The sequence below is a fragment of the Pseudomonas sp. GM48 genome (genome assembly GCF_000282335.1).
Lineage (GTDB): Bacteria > Pseudomonadota > Gammaproteobacteria > Pseudomonadales > Pseudomonadaceae > Aquipseudomonas.
This window is the reverse complement of sequence record NZ_AKJM01000046.1, coordinates 67024-83632: the sequence shown is the minus strand read 5'-3', so window position 1 is coordinate 83632 and position 16609 is coordinate 67024. Positions and strand designations below refer to the sequence as shown.

The window sequence follows — 16609 nt, the reverse complement described above, 5'->3', positions numbered from 1 at the left end:
CCCCCCCAGCGCCAGCCACTGCCAGTGGCCGTCGGGCTCGCTGCCTTCGGGCAAGGTCAGGGCGTATTTGCCGTAGCCGCCGAGCTTGCGAAGTTTCGGGATCAGGTAGGTTTGCGCAGCGTTGTAGAACACCGGTTCCATGTCCTGAGGCAGGCTGTCGAGGGTTTCCTGCTGCAGCATTTGCGCCATCGAATCCGGGCCGAAATAGACCGGCATCAACAGGTCTTTGGGCACCACGTCGGCCATCGGCGGAAAGCGTTTGTCGAGGGTGCCGAGGGCCTTGTCCAGCAGCTTGTCGTCGAGGGAAAACAGCAGCGTTGAACCGTGCCGCGCCAGGCTGACTTTCATGAACGCCTTGCCGCTGATGGCGTCAGGGTCTTCAGCTTCCTTGGCCGCATAGGGACCGAAACTGGAGCTGACCTGACGTTGCCACTGGCGGCTCTGGCCTTCCTGCTTTTCCAGCACCGGGAAGGCACCGTCTTCGACGTTGTTCTCGTAGGCGCCGACCATCGAGCCGAACAGGCTGCCCAAATCCCCATCGAGTTTGCCGCTGTCGTCATCGTTGAGGCTGGCCACCAGCAAGGGTGTGTACAACCGCGAATCGGCATACCAGCACAGGCCCGCTGCGCCGGCCATGTGCTCCGTTAGCGCCTGGGCCAACTTCTCTTCGGCACCGAGTTTCACCAGCAGCGGTTTCTGTTGTTCGGCAGCCAGCGGCAACGCCACGCAAGCGCTGGCACCCATGGGCATGGCTTGCCAGATCGGTTTGAAATCGAAGTCCGGCTGATTTTCCAGTTCATCCATGGCCAGAAAGCTGTGCCAGCCCGTGTCGTCCATGTCAAAGCGCAGGCCGGCAAAGTTCGGAATGAAACGCTGGTAACCCATGGCCAGCACACTGGCGTTCACCGACAGGCGTTGCTTCACCTGCGGCGCACGCGGTGGCAGGCCGAAGGCTTCGGGGAACAGTTGGTCGCCATTGAGCAGGGCTGCGATGGCTTGGGTCGAAACGCTGCCGTTTTCCTGTGCAGCACCACTTTGCGAGTCGTAGAGTTTCGCCGGATTGGACAGCACCACCAGTTTGTCGCCATGGGACGCAAACAGCAGCGCCTTGCTCGCGTTGTAACTGAGTTGATAGAGCGCCACGTCGTCGGTACCGACTTTCACGTCCGCGACTTTGCTCAATTGCGAGTCGTCCAGCGCCACTTTGGCCAGCGGTTCCAGCACCTTGGCCAACCCGCCGCGATCCATCACCAGCAGGAAATCCTTGAGCCGCCCATCCGCCCCGCGCCACAACGCTACGTCGGCAGGCTGATCGAACAGTTGCTCGATCAGGGTGTCCTGCCACTTCAGGTCATGTTCGTAGATGATCCGCCGCAAGCTGCCGATCAAACCCAGGCGATCGGCGTGGGTTTCGTAATAGAAGACGAAATCTTCGGTCAGGGTTTCCTTGAGGAACGGCACTGCCAGCAGGTCCTTGGGCAATTGGCTCAAGGAACGGGTTTCCAGCAGGCCATCGGGCCGGCTCATCCCGAGCTTGTCGCTGGCCAGCACGATGACGGGGGCCTTGGACTTATGCATGAACCACCCCAGGCCACCCGCCACGCCCGCCACCAGGCACAACCCGACCAGCAGCGCCGGCCAACGCCGGGAAGGTTTGGCCACGGGTGCGTTGGCGGCCGGGGAAACGGTGTTTTCACTCATGTTCACAAAACCCGATGTTCATCCGTGGAGCGGGGATGCTTAGTAGTTGAAAGTCTTGACCAGCAGCAGGTCGCCGATTGCGCGCAGGGGCACGATGAACGTTTCGCGCTTTTCATCGACAGTGTTTTCGTTGAGCACCAGGTTGATCTGCGAGGTAATCACCTCGTTCTGGTTGCTGGTCTCATCGAAGTTATAGCCGCCGCTGCCGAAGTTGCCCCAATAGTTCACGTAAACCAGATAGGTGCCGTGCAGCGGTGCGGTCATGGTGAACATTTCCGGACCCGGGCCATCGACGCCGTCAGGGTCGAGGCCGCCGCCGTTGGTCAAGGCCGAGTGCGCCCAAAAGGCATGCTGGCCGTCCGGCGTGATGATGTGCAGGTCGAGTTCGGCCTTCGGATCGTCCCAACCCAGCACCACGCGAATCCTTGCCGGTGTGCGCAGGTTGTTGGCTTCATAGAATTGCACACGCTTGAGGGACTGACCTTCGGCGCTGCGGATTTCGACGCTGTTGGAACCGGCACCAAACGCATACGGCCGGGCGAAGCGCCCTTGTTCGTCGGTGTAGAGATTCAGCGGATTGCCGTTGACCGCCAAGGTGTGCGGTCCGCGTTGAGTGCCGAGGGCCTTGAGCTGGCCTTCGATCATCGTGCGATTGCGCTGTACGCCTCGGTCAATCGGCGGCGTGGGATAAGCGACTTGCGGGGTTTCACTGCGGTCCAGCAAGCCGTTGTAACGCCAGCCGCCCACCGGTTCCGACAACTCGGCACCCGGCGCGGCCAGAATCACGGGCGCGATAGCCATCCCGACCAGCAGCAAAAAAAATGAGCGCATGTGACGCCTCCTGGCATGCATGACGAAACCTTGCGCCTGATCCTCGGCGCGTTACAGATGTGGATACTGCGTTTCGTCTGAAAGACCCGTGACCGTTGGGTCGTAGATGGCGCGAAGGTTAGCCAGTTGGTTGTTTTTTAACAATCGGATGTGTCGCAAAGTGCGGATGGATTCACGACTCACGGTGGACGGTGAGCCGAATATTCGTCATATTCGGCTCATCATGTGAGCCGAATAGCCTTTCTAATCGGCTCACCCTTCTCTAGAGCATCAAGTTCATGACCCCTCAATGGATATGGCAACAGCCCGATTGGCCGAATTTCACCTGGAATGCCGAACGCTTGGCGCCCTTGTTACGCGAGTGCGTTCAAGCGCAAGGTCGGTTAATGGGCATGGCCAGTTCCGTGGGCAGTTCGCTGAGCGCGCAAAGTGAGCTGGATGCGTTGTTGCAAAACATCGTCACCTCATCGGCCATTGAAGGTGAACAACTGAACGTTGGCTCCGTTCGTTCGTCGCTGGCTCGACGCTTGGGTCTGGATCTGGTTGATGGCGACAGGGTTAGCCAACGCAGTGAAGGTCTTGCGCAATTGATGCTCGATGCTACACGGCATTTCGCTGAACCGCTGACGCTGGATCGTTTGCTGGACTGGCATGAATGGTTGTTTCCGGAACAGGACGGCGACCTGGCCGCCCGGGCGATTCGTGTCGGTGCATTGCGAGGCGATGAACCGATGCAGGTCGTCTCCGGTCGTCTCGATAAGCCAACCGTGCACTTCGAAGCGCCGCCTCGACCTGGCCTTGAACGTCAACTCGAAATTTTCCTCGACTGGTTTGAGAGCGGCCGAAGTCAGGCCGGGCTCGACCCATTGCTGCGTGCTGGCATCGCACACTTCTGGTTTGTCACGCTCCACCCTTTTGACGACGGCAATGGTCGCCTCACGCGCACCATCACCGACCTGGCATTGGCGCAGGGCGAGGCTCAGGCGATTCGTTTTTACGCAATGTCGGCAAGCATTCTTGAAGATCGCACCGGTTACTACCGGGTATTGGAAACGAGTCAAAAGGCTACGACCGATGTCACTGAGTGGCTGGAGTGGTTCCTGCAAACCCTTCTGCGCAGCCTGCAACAAGCCATGACACGGATCGACAGTGTGCTGGGCAAGGCGCGATTCTGGCAGGCGCACCAGACATCCGGGCTGTCGACCGAACAAACCAAGGTACTGAATCGCTTGCTCGATGGCGGCGAAAGAGGCTTCGAGCACGGCATCAGTGCGGCTCAATACCAGGCCGTCGCCAAAGTATCCAAAGCGACCGCAACCCGTCATTTGGCCGATCTGCTGGATAAGGGCTGCCTGCAACGCCTGCCCGGTGGCGGGCGCAGCACTCGCTACCAGATCAAATATCCCGATGTGAAGGACTCCTGATTCCTGTGGCGAGGGAGCTTGCTCCCGCTGGCTTGCGAAGCAGGCCCAAATACCCATGAAAATCAGGGTGGCTGGTTTTGGGGCCGCTCCGCGACCCAGCGGGAGCAAGCTCCCTCGCCACAGAGCTGCGCTTTCCACCTGTCAAACACCCCGCTCATTTGCCCATAAACCCCCTATCTGCTAGTGTCGCGCCGGTTTAACGTCAACCGGAAATCGCCGCCATGGCCCGCAAAAAAGCTGCACTGGATTTCGAACAGTCCCTCGCCGACCTGCAAACGCTGGTGGAGCGTCTGGAGAATGGCGAATTGTCGCTGGAAGACTCGCTGGCCGCTTTCGAGCAAGGCATCGGTCTGACCCGCGATTGCCAGGCGGCGCTGGCCCAGGCCGAACAAAAGGTTCAGGTGCTGCTCGAGCGTGATGGCGAGTTGGCCGAGGAACCCTTCGACGCGGATCAGCCAGAATGATTGCAGCGTACTCGGCAACCAGCCAGGCCCGCGTCAATGCGGCTCTGGAGACCCTGTTCACGGCACCGAGCCCGGAGCTTGCGCGGCTGTACGAGGCCATGCGCTACAGCGTGATGAATGGCGGCAAACGCGTGCGCCCACTGCTGGCCTACGCCGCGTGCGAAGCATTGGGCGGCAAACCCGAGCAAGCCAATGGCGCGGCCTGTGCGGTGGAACTGATCCACGCCTACTCGCTGGTGCATGACGATTTGCCGGCCATGGACGATGACGATCTGCGTCGCGGCCAGCCAACCACCCACAAGAAATTCGATGAAGCCTGCGCGATCCTCGCCGGCGACGGTCTGCAGAGCCTGGCCTTCAGTGCCCTGCTCGACCCACGCCTGAGCACTTCTGAGGCGGAAATCCGCCTGCAAATGGTCAGCGCCCTGGCACTGGCGGCAGGCCCGGCGGGCATGGTCGGCGGTCAGGCCATCGACCTCGGCTCGGTCGGCCTGAAGCTCGACCAGAAAGCCCTGGAATACATGCATCGGCACAAGACCGGCGCGCTGATCGAGGTCAGCGTCAAACTCGGTGCCCTGGCCAGCGGCCGTGCCGAGAAGGACGAACTCAAGTCCCTGCAGACTTATGCACAGGCCATCGGCCTGGCTTTCCAGGTCCAGGACGACATTCTCGACGTCGAAAGCGATACCGAAACCCTTGGCAAACGCCAGGGCGCCGACATTGCCCGGGACAAACCGACCTACCCGGCCCTGCTCGGCCTCGACGCCGCCAAGGCCTATGCCCTGGAGTTGCGCGACCAGGCCCTGCACGCACTGCGACCGTTTGACGCGGCGGCCGAGCCGTTGCGTGATCTGGCCCGGTATATCGTCGATCGCCGCAGTTGACGGCGTATCCGCCAAAAAAAACCAACGCGTGGGCAGGGGACGAAGCATCAGGTAAACTGCCGCATCTTTTATACCTATAACGATTCGCCTGATGCCCACGACGTTTCATGAGATTCCCCGCAAGCGCCCAACCACGCCCCTGCTCGACCGCGCGAACACGCCGGACGGCCTGCGCCGGTTAGGCGAAGCCGAGCTGGAAACCCTGGCCGATGAGTTGCGCCTGGAATTGCTCTACACGGTCGGCCAGACCGGTGGGCATTTCGGTGCCGGCCTGGGTGTGATCGAGCTGACCATCGCGCTGCATTACGTCTTCGACACCCCGGACGACCGGTTGGTGTGGGACGTGGGTCATCAGGCTTATCCACACAAGATCCTCACCGGTCGTCGCGAGCGCATGGGCACCCTGCGCCAAAAGGACGGCGTCGCTGCCTTCCCGCGCCGCTCCGAGAGCGAGTACGACACCTTTGGCGTCGGCCACTCCAGCACGTCGATCAGTGCGGCGCTGGGCATGGCGATTGCCGCCCGCCTGCAGAACAGTGATCGCAAGGCCATCGCGGTGATCGGCGACGGCGCGTTGACCGCGGGCATGGCGTTCGAGGCGCTGAACCATGCGCCGGAAGTGGACGCCAACATGCTGGTGATCCTCAACGACAACGACATGTCGATCTCGCGCAACGTCGGCGGTTTGTCGAACTATCTGGCGAAGATCCTTTCCAGCCGCACCTACGCGAGCATGCGCGAAGGCAGCAAGAAAGTGCTGTCGCGCCTGCCCGGGGCCTGGGAAATCGCTCGCCGGACCGAAGAATATGCCAAAGGCATGCTGGTTCCCGGCACGCTGTTCGAAGAGCTGGGCTGGAACTACATCGGCCCGATCGATGGCCACGACCTGCCGACCCTGATCGCCACCCTGCGCAACATGCGCGATCTGAAAGGCCCGCAGTTTCTGCACATCGTCACCAAGAAAGGCAAAGGCTTCGCCCCGGCGGAAGTCGACCCGATCGGTTACCACGCCATCACCAAACTCGAACCGCTGGATGCCCCGGCTGCCGCGCCGAAAAAGGCCAGCGGGCCGAAATATTCCGGTGTGTTCGGTGAATGGCTGTGCGACATGGCGGCGGCCGATCCGCGCCTGGTCGGGATTACCCCGGCGATGAAGGAAGGCTCGGACCTGGTCGCGTTCAGCGAACGTTTCCCGCTGCGCTACTTCGACGTGGCCATTGCCGAGCAGCACGCCGTCACCCTCGCGGCCGGCATGGCCTGCGAAGGCGCCAAACCCGTGGTCGCCATCTATTCGACTTTCCTGCAGCGCGGTTACGACCAGTTGGTGCATGACGTCGCCGTGCAGAACCTCGACGTACTGTTCGCCATCGACCGTGCAGGTCTGGTGGGCGAAGACGGCCCGACCCATGCGGGCAGCTTCGACCTGTCGTTCCTGCGCTGCATCCCGGGCATGCTGGTGATGACCCCGAGCGATGAAAACGAGCTGCGCAAAATGCTCACCACCGGTCACCTGTATGAAGGCCCGGCGGCCGTGCGCTATCCACGCGGCAATGGCCCGAACGCGAACATCGAGAAAGACCTCGAACCGATCGAGATCGGCAAGGGCGTGATTCGCCGCCAGGGCAGCAAAGTCGCCCTGCTGGTGTTCGGCGTGCAACTGGCCGAAGCCCTGAAAGTCGCCGAGACGCTGGATGCGACCGTGGTCGACATGCGTTTCGTCAAGCCGCTGGATGAAGCGCTGGTGCGCGAAATCGCCGGCAGCCACGAGCTACTGGTGACCGTCGAAGAAAACGCGATCATGGGCGGCGCCGGTGGCGCGGTCAGCGAATTCCTCGCTCGCGAGAACATTCTCAAGTCGATGCTGCACCTGGGCTTGCCGGACATCTACGTCGAACACGCCAAGCCTGCGCAAATGCTGGCCGAGTGTGGGCTGGATGAAGCCGGGATCGAGGCTTCGATCCGCGAGCGCCTGCAACTGCTCAGCATTTAAACGCAATACCCTGTGGGAGCGGGCTTGCTCGCGAATGCGGACTGTCAGTTAACCAATAGGTGGCTGGCACACCGCATTCGCGAGCAAGCCCGCTCCCACATTTGATTTGTGTGCGCCACGAAACACCGACGGACTCCCAATGAAACTCTCCCCCCTCGCCCTGACGCTGAGCCTGCTGCCGGCCGGCCCGCTGCTGGCCGACACCTTCGAACGCGATCAAGCCCTGAAGCTGCCCGACGTATTGATCAGCGCCAACCGCCAGGTTGAAGCGCGCAACGACAGCAGCGCCGCCAACACGGTGTTCACCCGTGAAGACATCGATCGCCTGCAACCCGATAGCGTTACCGATCTGCTGCGCCGGGTGCCGGGCGTGCAAGTCTCGCAATCGGGTGGGCGCGGCAGTTTGCCGGGCATCCACATTCGCGGCACCCAGTCGGCCCAGAGCCTGGTGTTGGTGGACGGCCAGCGCATCGGCAGCTCGACCTCCGGCGACAGCAATCTGCAACACATCAATATCGAGCAGGTCGAGCGCGTGGAAGTGCTGCGCGGCTCTCGCTCGGTAATTTATGGCAGCGATGCGATTGGCGGAGTGATCCAGATCTTCACCCGCCGTGGCGACGAGCAGGGTCTGCAACCGCGTTTACACACGGGTTTTGGCAGCAACCAGACCTGGGAGCACAGCCTTGGCCTGTCCGGTGGTGATGAGCGAACCCGCTTCAACCTCGGCGCCAGCCTCGACGAAACCGCGGGGATCAATCGCACCCACGAGTCGCACCCTAGCGACGGCGACCATGACGAGTATCGCAACCAGTCGTTCAGCCTGAGCATGAGCCATGCCCTCGGCGATGACATCGAGATCGGCGCCAACGTGCTGGATAACCGTGGCAAGAGCGAGTTCGACAGCCCGTTCGGGGCAGTCCAACAGCAGCCCTACAACGAATTCGATGTGAGCAGTGTCAGCAGTTACATCGACGCGCGCATCAATGAAGCATGGAAAACCCGTGTTGAACTCGGTCACAGTGAAAACCGCGAGAAGACCCTCGACAAACTCAGCGATGAGCGCAGTGTTTTCAATACTTACCGCGATTCGGTGACCTGGCAGAACGACCTGACGCTCAACGAGCGCAACAGCCTGCTGCTGGGCGGCGACTGGTATGAAGACCGGATCAACAGCAGCACGACGTACGACGAGGACAGCCGCTGGAATCGCGCAGCGTTTATCCAGCATCGCTTTCAGGCGGACAGTTTCTCCACGGAGTTGGGCCTGCGTCACGACGATAACCAGCAGTTCGGTAGCCAGAATACCTGGAGCGGCACCTTCACCCTGCCGCTGAACCCGGACAACGAAATGCTGCTGACCTACAGCGAAGGCTTCCGCGCGCCGACGTTCAACGACCTGTACTACCCCGACTTCAGCAACCCGGACCTGAAGCCTGAAACCTCGAAAAGCTATGAGCTGCAATGGCGCAGCCAGTTGACCGAGAGCAGTCGTCTGGAGGCGTCGCTGTATCGCACCGACCTTGAAGACGCGATCATCTTCGGCAGCAACTCGCGCCCGGAGAACGTTGCCTCCGCGCGGATCAACGGCTTTGAAGCGGCATTGAAGCAGGAATTGTTCGGCTGGCAGAGCAACCTTGGCGTGGCGATTATCGATCCGAGGGATCGCGACACTGGCCATACCCTGGCCCGTCGTGCGCGGCGCACCTTGAGCCTGGACCTGGATCGGCAATTCGATCGCCTGGGCCTCGGCGCCAGTTGGCAAGCGGTCAGCAGCAGCTATGACGACCTGAACAATCAACAGCCGCTCGGCGGCTATGCCCTGTTGGGACTGCGCAGCAGCTGGGAGCTCAATCGCGAAATCAGGCTGCAACTGAAAGTCGATAACCTGCTGGACAAGGGTTACAGCCGGGCGTTGTACAGCTACCAAGGTAGCCAGTATGGGTATCGCGAGGAAGGTCGGGCGTGGATGTTCGGGGTAACGTGGACGCCGGAGATCTGATCCGAACCTTGTACTGTCTGGGCCGACCTCTTCGCGAGCAAGCCCGCTCCCACAGGTTTAGCGCGATCCTGTGGGAGCGGGCTTGCTCGCGAAACAGTCAACTCGGTCTCAGCGGCCGGGCGCGATCAACTGGCAAAGCTTGGCGGTCGCCTCGATCATCTGCCCACTCGGCCGTTCCAACCCCTTGTCCGTCACCAATCGCAACTGTCCTTGCGCCACGGCCGCGACCTGCGGCCAGGCTTTCCACGCATCAAGTTGTGCCTGATCGCTCGCCAGGATCACCTCGGGATTACGCTGCAACACGGCTTCCACACTGACTTGCGGTGCTGGCAGCATCAGGTCGGCAAACACGTTGTGCGCGCCGCAGACATCCAGCGCATCGCTGATGATCTGCTCGCCACCGACGGTGTACAGCGGTCGATCCCACACCTGATAGAACACCCGCAATGGTTGACCCCGTCGATAGCGTTGGCGCAATTCATCCAGCCGCTGGCGTAGATCGGTGGCCAATGAAATTCCGCGTTCAGGCCGACCGAGCTGAGCGGCAATGGCCTCGATCTGCGCGGCGAGCTGGTCCAGGCTGTGGGGTTCGGCGACGAAAGTGGGAATATTCAGACGCTTGAGTTGGTCGCGCTGGGCCGGGCCGACGCTACCGGGCCATAGCAGCAACAGATCGGGTTTCAGGCTGAGCAGGCGCTCCATGTCCAACTGGCCATAGCGGCCAACGGAGGGCAGGTTCTTGAGTTCGGCAGGACGTTCACCGGCGTCCAGCACACCGACCAGCAGGTCGGCGGAACCCAGCTCAACGACAATTTCAGAAAGCGATGGTGCAAGGCTGACAACCCGCTCGACCGCGACTGCCGAGCCGCTGGCGGCCAGCAGCAACAGCGCCAGCCAGACCGTGCGCATCAGCTGAGTTGACGCGGAATACGGTAGAGATAGAACAACACGACGGTCGACAGCGCCAGCAGCATCAGCGGTACCGCTTCGAGACCGACGAACACCGCCAGGGCACCGATCCAGGCCGGCAGACCGGCGGCAAGGAATGCCGTGCGGCGCTTGGCCGCAAGGCTGATCCAGGCGGCAGGTTCTTCAGGGGTATCGAGGGCTTTCTGGGTGGCGATCAGCGCGTGTTTGTAGGCGCCGAAAAACTTCAGGCTGACAAACATCGAGGCGACACCGGCGATGAACAACGGCATCGCCAACACCGGCAGAATGGCTTCGGTCTGGCCGAACATCGCGTTGATCACAAACAGCGGCAACAAGGCCAGTGCCAGATATTGCCACCAGTTGACGGACAGTCGCCGCCGCACCTGACCGCGGGTCACGCCCGGTCTACCTCGCCCTGATGCTCATTGCCCATCATGTGGTCGAGCTTGCTGGCCTTGGTCGCCAGATAGAGACGGTTATGCGGGTTGTGGCCGGTGTGCAGCGGCACGCGCTCGGCGACTGCGATCCCCATGTCGGTCAAGGCTTTGACCTTGCGCGGGTTGTTGGTCATCAGGCGCAGTGACTTCACACCCAGGTGCTCCAGCATTGGCAGGCACATGGCGTAGTCACGCTGGTCGGCGGCAAAACCCAGACGCTCGTTGGCTTCAACGGTATCGGCGCCACCGTCCTGCAGCTCATAGGCGCGGATCTTGTTCAGCAGGCCAATGCCCCGGCCTTCCTGACGCAGGTAGAGCAAAACGCCACGACCTTCGCGGGCGATGGCCTGCAAGGCGGCCTCCAGTTGCGAGCCACAGTCGCAACGCTGGCTGAACAAGGCATCGCCCGTCAGGCATTCGGAGTGCAACCGGCCGAGCACCGGGGCACCGTCGGCGAACTCACCCAGGCTCAGCACAACGTGCTCGCGGCCGGTGGCCTCATCGAGAAAGCCGTGCATGGTGAATTGCGCAAAAGGCGTTGGCAGCTTGGAAGCGGCGACAAAAACGACAGGCACCGGTGTGCTCCTGATCTAAAAGTCTGAAGATTCGCAGAGCCGGCATTGTAACAGCAGGTTCCGGAGGACGCTTAGGCTGAATTATCGGCGATAACTATCAAAATGTTTGATATACGCCGCACTGCAATCAATGTGGGAGCGGGCTTGCTCGCGAAGGCGTCGTGTCAGTGGACATCAATGTTGCATGACTCACCGCTTTCGCGAGCAAGCCCGCCCCCACAATGGGTACATCATCAGCCGTAAGAACCGTGTCAATTCGAATCAAACGGATACGGCTGCTTCCAGCGCTCGAAAATGGGTTTCAGCTCGCCGCTTTTCACCAGTTGCTCCATGCGCTGATCGAACAAAGCCATCAGGCTCCGGGCCTTTGCGGTCTTGGCGAAACACAGATACAGCGGTAATTCGGCAATTTGCGTGCGGCGAAATTGGGACGGATCCTTGGCGCGGTTGAGGACGTAATCGACTTCGGTCAGGGCATCGATATAGAAGTCGACGCGGTTGTGGGACAGCATCGACACGATGCCGTCGCGCCGCTGCACTTCAGCAAAGTGCTGCACGTTGGGCAAATAATTCTGGTAATCGTAGCCGCGAACCCAGGCCAGCCGATAATTGCCCAGGGTTTCCGGGGTAGGTACCGGTCTGCTGGCCAGGCCCAAGGCATAGATGTGATCAGTGTCGAAGTTCCAGTGGGGATAAAGCACGCCCTCGGATTGGTCACGATAGGAACCGACGCAGGCATCGACCTCACCCCGTTCGGCCAGCCCCAGGGAGCGCAAGTAGGGCCCGGTGCGAATGTCTAGCTTGACGCCCGCCGGCTCAAACACTTGCCGTAGCACGTCCCAACCCAACCCATGACCGTCAGCAGCGGTGTAGTCTTCCCAGTCTTCGCTGGCCAGATGGATCACGGACGGCGTCGTCGCGACCTCACCCGCCTGGACGAGTGAGCAAAACAAGGCGCACACCAGCACCATCAACCCGCGTCGAGCCATCCCCAGTTCTCCCGATTTACGCCTCATAACCTCTCCGGTCAGGCGAAAAACCACACCAGTCCCTGCATCCCCAACCAGGCAAACACCCCGGCCAGGACATCATCCAGCATGATGCCCACGCCGCCATGTACGTGCCGGTCAATCCAGCGAATCGGCCACGGCTTGAGGATGTCGAAGAAGCGGAACATCAAGAAGCCCGCGAGCAACCATTGCCAACCTTCCGGCACCAGCCACAGGGTGATCCACATGCCGACCATTTCGTCCCAGACGATGCCTTCATGGTCGTGTACCCGTAAATCGTCGGCCACTTTGCCGCACAGCCAGAAGCCGAACAACATGGTGATGCCGAGCATCAGCCAGTAACCCCAGTCGGGCAGCATCTGCCACAACGGAATAAACGGTAGTGCAACCAACGACCCCCAAGTGCCGGGCGCCTTTGGCAAGGTGCCCGAGCCGAAGCCGAACGCCAGGAAATGCCACGGATTACGCCAGACCGACGGCGGTACGAATTCCGCCGGGACCTGTTTGGGATGATCTGTCACGGTGACTCCCGAAAATGTTGATAGCCCCGGGTTTGCGGGGTGATGTCTTGGCCATCGGCGTCCAGCAGCTTCACGCCCTGCCCCGTCACCACCTGCCCAATCACATGGATCGGCCAGCCGTCGGCCAACAATAGTGGTAACTCGACGGACGGTAAGGTGAAAACCAGGACGTAGTCGTCGCCTCCGCTCAGGGCCGCCACCTGTGCATCCGCTTGACCGAGAAAGTCGACCAGGCTTTGCGACAGCGGTAAACGCTCCTGCTCGACTTCGATACCGACCTTCGAGGCCAGCGCGATATGCCCGCAATCAGCGAGCAGACCGTCGGAGATATCCATTGCCGAAGTGGCCTTGCCCCGCAGTGCCTGCCCCAATCCGAGCTGCGGTTGCGGCGACCAGTAATGCGCCAGCAACGGCTCGGCAATGCTCGCGTCGGTCGTGCGCTGGCCAAGCACCAAGGGCAAGGCACCGGCCGCATTGCCCAGGTCGCCACCGACACACAGCAGATCACCCGGTTGTGCACCGCTGCGGGTCAACGCCAGACCGCCCGGTACACGCCCGAACACGGTCATGGTCAGGCTCAGCGGCCCACGGGTCGTATCACCGCCCACCAGCGCCACGCCGCAGCTTTGCGCCATCTGGTTCAAACCACGGGCATAGGCTTGCAGCCATTCGGCGGTTACCGTCGGCAAGGTCAGGGCAAGGGTAAAGGCAACCGGAGTGGCGCCCATGGCAGCCAGGTCGCTGACGGCCACGGCCAGCGAACGCTGACCGAGCAGAAAGGGATCGCAGGGATCGGCGAAATGCACGCCGGCCACCAGCGTATCGGTAGAAATCGCCAACTGTTCCCCGGGAGGAACAGCCAGCAAGGCGCAGTCATCGCCGATCCCGAGGGCAACGCCTTCGCCGCCTTGCGCACAAGGCGCGGCGGCAAAGAAATTGCGGATCAGCTCAAACTCGCCCATTGGCAGCAACTCAAGCGCCGGTCAGCGCTTGAACGCCTTCACTTCAGCTTCACGCAGACGCGGGGCCAGCTTGTCGAGCACACCGTTGACGAACTTGTGGCCATCGGTGGAACCGAAGACCTTGGCCAGTTCGATACCTTCGTTGATCACAACGCGGTACGGCACATCGACGCGCTTGAGCAGCTCCCAGGTGGACAGGCGCAGAACCGCCAGTTCAACCGGGTCCAGCTCTTCGATGGTCAAGTCCAGGCAAGGCTTGAGTGCAGTGTCGATTTCGGTCTTGAACTGCGGAACCCCGTGCAGGATTTCGCGGAAGTACGCGCCGTCGACATCGCTGAAATCGTTATCGACCCGGAACTGCGCTTCGATCTCGTTCAGCGACTGCTTGGCCATGTGCCATTGGTACAGCGCCTGAGTCGCGAGCTGACGGGCTTCGCGGCGCTTGGCGCTTTTCGATGGCTTGCCGGCATCCGCAGGCTTTGGATCGCGCGGGTTGAAACGATCGCTATCGTCGCTAATCACTTGGCCTCCAACTGCGCCAGCAGGCTGACCATTTCCAGAGCGGACAGGGCAGCTTCAGCACCTTTGTTGCCGGCCTTGGTGCCGGAACGCTCGATGGCTTGCTCGATGGAGTCAACGGTCAGCACGCCGAATGCAACCGGTACGCCGAACTCCATGGACACCTGGGCCAGGCCCTTGGTGCATTCGCCAGCCACGTATTCGAAATGCGGAGTGCCGCCACGAATGACTGCGCCCAGGGCGATGATTGCCGCGAACTCGCCCTTTTGAGCGACTTTCTGTGCAACCAGCGGAATTTCGAAGGCGCCAGGTGCGCGGATGATGGTGATGTCGCTTTCGCTTACGCCGTGGCGAACCAGGGCATCAACTGCACCGCTGACCAGGCTTTCAACGACGAAGCTGTTGAAACGGCCCACTACCAGAGCGTAGCGGCCTTTAGGGGCGATGAAGGTACCTTCGATGGTCTTCAGGGTCATTCGTTAGATCTCTTAAAGAGCCGGGACGCGTCTTCTACGCGCCCCTCGGTGATTTATTTGCCGCGAATTCAGGGCCGGAAACACCCGGTCATTATTCGGAGGGCACGTATTCTACAACTTCCAGATCGAAACCGGATATCGCATTAAATTTCATCGGTGCCGACATCAGGCGCATTTTGCGCACGCCCAGGTCCCGCAGAATCTGCGAACCGGCACCCACAGTGCTGTAGGTGGTCGGTTTTTTCACCGCTGCGTGATCGGCGGTTTCGCGGATATGCGCCAGCAACACGTCGCCATCGAGCGGGTGACCGAGCAACAGCACCACGCCGCTGCCGGCCTCGGCAACCGTGGCCATGGCGGCGCGCAGGCTCCAGCGGCCCGGTTGCTTGACCATCAGCAGGTCGCGCAGCGGGTCCATGTTGTGCACGCGAACCAGGGTCGGCTCTTCGGCGCAGACATTGCCCAGGGTCAGTGCCATGTGCACGTCGCCTTCCACCGAATCACGATAGGTCACCAGGTTGAATTGGCCCAGTTCGCTGTCCAGCGGCTGCTCGGCAATCCGCTGAACGGTACGTTCGTGGATCATCCGGTAGTGAATCAGGTCGGCGATGGTGCCGATCTTGATGTCGTGTTCGGCGGCAAAAGCTTCCAGCTCGGCGCGACGGGACATGGTGCCGTCGTCGTTCATCACTTCGCAGATCACGCCGCTCGGTTCGAAACCGGCCATGCGCGCCAGGTCGCAGGCCGCTTCGGTGTGACCGGCGCGGGCCAGGGTGCCACCAGCCTGGGCCATCAGCGGGAAGATGTGACCCGGGCTGACGATATCTTCAGCCTTGGCATCACGGGCGGCAGCAGCCTGCACGGTGCGCGCGCGGTCGGCAGCGGAAATGCCGGTGGTCACGCCGGTGGCGGCTTCGATGGACACGGTGAACTTGGTGCCGAAACCGGAGCCGTTGCGCGGTGCCATCAACGGCAGCTTGAGCAGTTCGCAGCGCTCGCGGCTCATCGGCATGCAGATCAGGCCACGGGCGTGCTTGGCCATGAAGTTGATGTGCTCAGGCTTGCAGCACTCGGCGGCCATGATCAGGTCGCCTTCGTTCTCGCGGTCTTCGTCATCCATGAGGATGACCATCTTGCCTTGGCGGATGTCTTCAACCAGTTCTTCGATGCTATTGAGCGCCACAAGGCACCCCCTTGAGTCAGGATTTGAGGTAGCCGTTGGCGGCCAGAAAGCTTTCGGTAATGTTTCCGGATTTTGCAGGCTCTGCGGCCTTGTCGCCCAGCAACAGGCGCTCCAGATAACGGGCCAGCAAGTCCACTTCCAGGTTCACCCGGCGACCAGGCTGATACGACGCCATGATGGTTTCGCTCAGGGTGTGCGGAATGATGGTCAGCAGGAACTCGGCGCCATCGACCGCGTTCACGGTCAGGCTGGTGCCGTCGACGGTGATCGAGCCTTTATGGGCGATGTACTTGGCCAGGTCCTTGGGCGCACGAATGCGGAATTCCACGGCGCGTGCGTTTTCGGTACGGGCAACCACTTCACCCACGCCATCGACGTGACCGCTGACCAGATGCCCGCCGAGGCGAGTGGTCGGGGTCAGGGCTTTTTCCAGATTGACCGGGCTGCCGCTTTTCAGGTCGTTCATGGCGGTGCAGTCGAGGGTTTCGCGACTGACGTCGGCGGCGAAGCCATTGCCCGGCAATTCAACGGCAGTCAGGCACACGCCGTTGACCGCGATACTGTCGCCCAGTTTGACGTCGCTCAGGTCGAGCTTGCCGGTTTCGACGTGAACCCGCACATCACCGCCCTTTGGGGTCAATGCACGAATACTGCCGATGGATTCGATGATGCCGGTAAACATGAGGTTCTCCTCGAGAACAAA

The 16609-nt window shown here is 61.3% G+C and carries 17 protein-coding genes; 5 read left to right on the top strand and 12 right to left on the bottom strand.

What is annotated here, in order from left to right; translation table 11 throughout:
- A partial coding sequence (locus PMI28_RS20585) for a DUF2138 domain-containing protein (protein WP_007984474.1) occupies positions 1–1701 on the bottom strand: 1701 nt, incomplete at its 3' end.
- A 39-nt stretch (positions 1702–1740) separates the two neighbouring features.
- On the bottom strand, positions 1741–2532 hold the full coding sequence (locus tag PMI28_RS20590) for a YfaP family protein (RefSeq protein WP_007984473.1): 792 nt from the start codon (positions 2530–2532) through the stop codon (positions 1741–1743).
- A 278-nt stretch (positions 2533–2810) separates the two neighbouring features.
- Between PMI28_RS20590 and PMI28_RS20595 the strand changes: the two genes are divergently transcribed.
- The 5 genes from PMI28_RS20595 to PMI28_RS20615 all read left to right on the top strand — a co-directional run bounded on the left by PMI28_RS20595 (position 2811) and on the right by PMI28_RS20615 (position 9293).
- On the top strand, positions 2811–3956 hold the full coding sequence (locus PMI28_RS20595; protein ID WP_007984471.1) for a Fic family protein: 1146 nt from the start codon (positions 2811–2813) through the stop codon (positions 3954–3956).
- A 221-nt stretch (positions 3957–4177) separates the two neighbouring features.
- On the top strand, positions 4178–4420 hold the full coding sequence (locus PMI28_RS20600) for an exodeoxyribonuclease VII small subunit (RefSeq protein WP_007970180.1): 243 nt from the start codon (positions 4178–4180) through the stop codon (positions 4418–4420).
- Positions 4417–5304, top strand: a complete 888-nt coding sequence (gene ispA / locus PMI28_RS20605; protein WP_007984469.1) for a (2E,6E)-farnesyl diphosphate synthase — start codon at positions 4417–4419, stop codon at positions 5302–5304. The genes PMI28_RS20600 and ispA overlap by 4 nt, the downstream gene beginning before the upstream one ends.
- A gap of 91 nt (positions 5305–5395) precedes the next feature.
- Positions 5396–7294: a 1-deoxy-D-xylulose-5-phosphate synthase gene (dxs, locus tag PMI28_RS20610; RefSeq protein ID WP_007984467.1), complete on the top strand. Its 1899-nt coding sequence runs from the start codon at positions 5396–5398 to the stop codon at positions 7292–7294.
- Between the two features lie 139 nt (positions 7295–7433).
- Positions 7434–9293 (top strand): TonB-dependent receptor domain-containing protein, encoded by a 1860-nt coding sequence (locus tag PMI28_RS20615; protein WP_007984466.1) that lies wholly within the window; start codon positions 7434–7436, stop codon positions 9291–9293.
- 108 nt (positions 9294–9401) lie between these two features.
- On the opposite strand, the gene PMI28_RS20620 is transcribed toward PMI28_RS20615, so the two are convergent.
- The 10 genes from PMI28_RS20620 to PMI28_RS20665 form a co-directional block, all read right to left on the bottom strand.
- A complete protein-coding gene (locus PMI28_RS20620; RefSeq protein WP_007984465.1) occupies positions 9402–10202 on the bottom strand; it encodes a cobalamin-binding protein in 801 nt (266 codons plus the stop codon).
- Positions 10202–10621 carry a hypothetical protein gene (locus PMI28_RS20625; protein WP_007984464.1) on the bottom strand — a complete coding sequence of 140 codons (420 nt, stop codon included), beginning with the start codon at positions 10619–10621 and terminating at the stop codon, positions 10202–10204. The genes PMI28_RS20620 and PMI28_RS20625 overlap by 1 nt, the downstream gene beginning before the upstream one ends.
- Positions 10618–11235 (bottom strand): GTP cyclohydrolase II, encoded by a 618-nt coding sequence (gene ribA / locus PMI28_RS20630; RefSeq protein WP_007984463.1) that lies wholly within the window; start codon positions 11233–11235, stop codon positions 10618–10620. Before ribA ends, PMI28_RS20625 begins: the two co-directional genes overlap by 4 nt.
- Positions 11236–11486: 251 nt before the next feature.
- A complete protein-coding gene (locus PMI28_RS20635; RefSeq protein ID WP_033063190.1) occupies positions 11487–12224 on the bottom strand; it encodes a substrate-binding periplasmic protein in 738 nt (245 codons plus the stop codon).
- Positions 12225–12262: 38 nt separating this feature from the next.
- Entirely contained in the window at positions 12263–12766 is a 504-nt protein-coding gene (locus tag PMI28_RS20640; RefSeq protein WP_007984461.1) for a phosphatidylglycerophosphatase A family protein, read from the bottom strand.
- Entirely contained in the window at positions 12763–13728 is a 966-nt protein-coding gene (gene thiL / locus PMI28_RS20645; protein WP_007984460.1) for a thiamine-phosphate kinase, read from the bottom strand. Before thiL ends, PMI28_RS20640 begins: the two co-directional genes overlap by 4 nt.
- Before the next feature lie 21 nt (positions 13729–13749).
- Positions 13750–14250, bottom strand: coding sequence for a transcription antitermination factor NusB (gene nusB, locus PMI28_RS20650; RefSeq protein ID WP_007970164.1), 501 nt, complete (start codon positions 14248–14250; stop codon positions 13750–13752).
- A complete protein-coding gene (gene ribH, locus PMI28_RS20655; RefSeq protein ID WP_003228649.1) occupies positions 14247–14723 on the bottom strand; it encodes a 6,7-dimethyl-8-ribityllumazine synthase in 477 nt (158 codons plus the stop codon). The genes nusB and ribH overlap by 4 nt, the downstream gene beginning before the upstream one ends.
- A 91-nt stretch (positions 14724–14814) precedes the next feature.
- On the bottom strand, positions 14815–15906 hold the full coding sequence (ribBA, locus tag PMI28_RS20660; RefSeq protein WP_007984459.1) for a bifunctional 3,4-dihydroxy-2-butanone-4-phosphate synthase/GTP cyclohydrolase II: 1092 nt from the start codon (positions 15904–15906) through the stop codon (positions 14815–14817).
- Between the two features lie 16 nt (positions 15907–15922).
- The gene (locus PMI28_RS20665; protein ID WP_007984458.1) at positions 15923–16588 is read right to left on the bottom strand and encodes a riboflavin synthase; all 666 of its coding nucleotides are present in this window, start codon (positions 16586–16588) and stop codon (positions 15923–15925) included.
- Positions 16589–16609: the final 21 nt, after the last annotated feature.

Excerpts from the sequence above, each read along its gene's own strand:
- PMI28_RS20590 (WP_007984473.1), bottom strand. The coding sequence starts at position 2,532 with ATGCGCTCATTTTTTTTGCTGCTGGTCGGGATGGCTATCGCGCCCGTG.
- PMI28_RS20595 (WP_007984471.1), top strand. The coding sequence starts at position 2,811 with ATGACCCCTCAATGGATATGGCAACAGCCCGATTGGCCGAATTTCACC.
- PMI28_RS20600 (WP_007970180.1), top strand. The coding sequence starts at position 4,178 with ATGGCCCGCAAAAAAGCTGCACTGGATTTCGAACAGTCCCTCGCCGAC.
- ispA (WP_007984469.1), top strand. The coding sequence starts at position 4,417 with ATGATTGCAGCGTACTCGGCAACCAGCCAGGCCCGCGTCAATGCGGCT.
- dxs (WP_007984467.1), top strand. The coding sequence starts at position 5,396 with ATGCCCACGACGTTTCATGAGATTCCCCGCAAGCGCCCAACCACGCCC.
- PMI28_RS20615 (WP_007984466.1), top strand. The coding sequence starts at position 7,434 with ATGAAACTCTCCCCCCTCGCCCTGACGCTGAGCCTGCTGCCGGCCGGC.
- PMI28_RS20620 (WP_007984465.1), bottom strand. The coding sequence starts at position 10,202 with ATGCGCACGGTCTGGCTGGCGCTGTTGCTGCTGGCCGCCAGCGGCTCG.
- PMI28_RS20635 (WP_033063190.1), bottom strand. The coding sequence starts at position 12,224 with ATGGCTCGACGCGGGTTGATGGTGCTGGTGTGCGCCTTGTTTTGCTCA.
- thiL (WP_007984460.1), bottom strand. The coding sequence starts at position 13,728 with ATGGGCGAGTTTGAGCTGATCCGCAATTTCTTTGCCGCCGCGCCTTGT.
- ribH (WP_003228649.1), bottom strand. The coding sequence starts at position 14,723 with ATGACCCTGAAGACCATCGAAGGTACCTTCATCGCCCCTAAAGGCCGC.
- PMI28_RS20665 (WP_007984458.1), bottom strand. The coding sequence starts at position 16,588 with ATGTTTACCGGCATCATCGAATCCATCGGCAGTATTCGTGCATTGACC.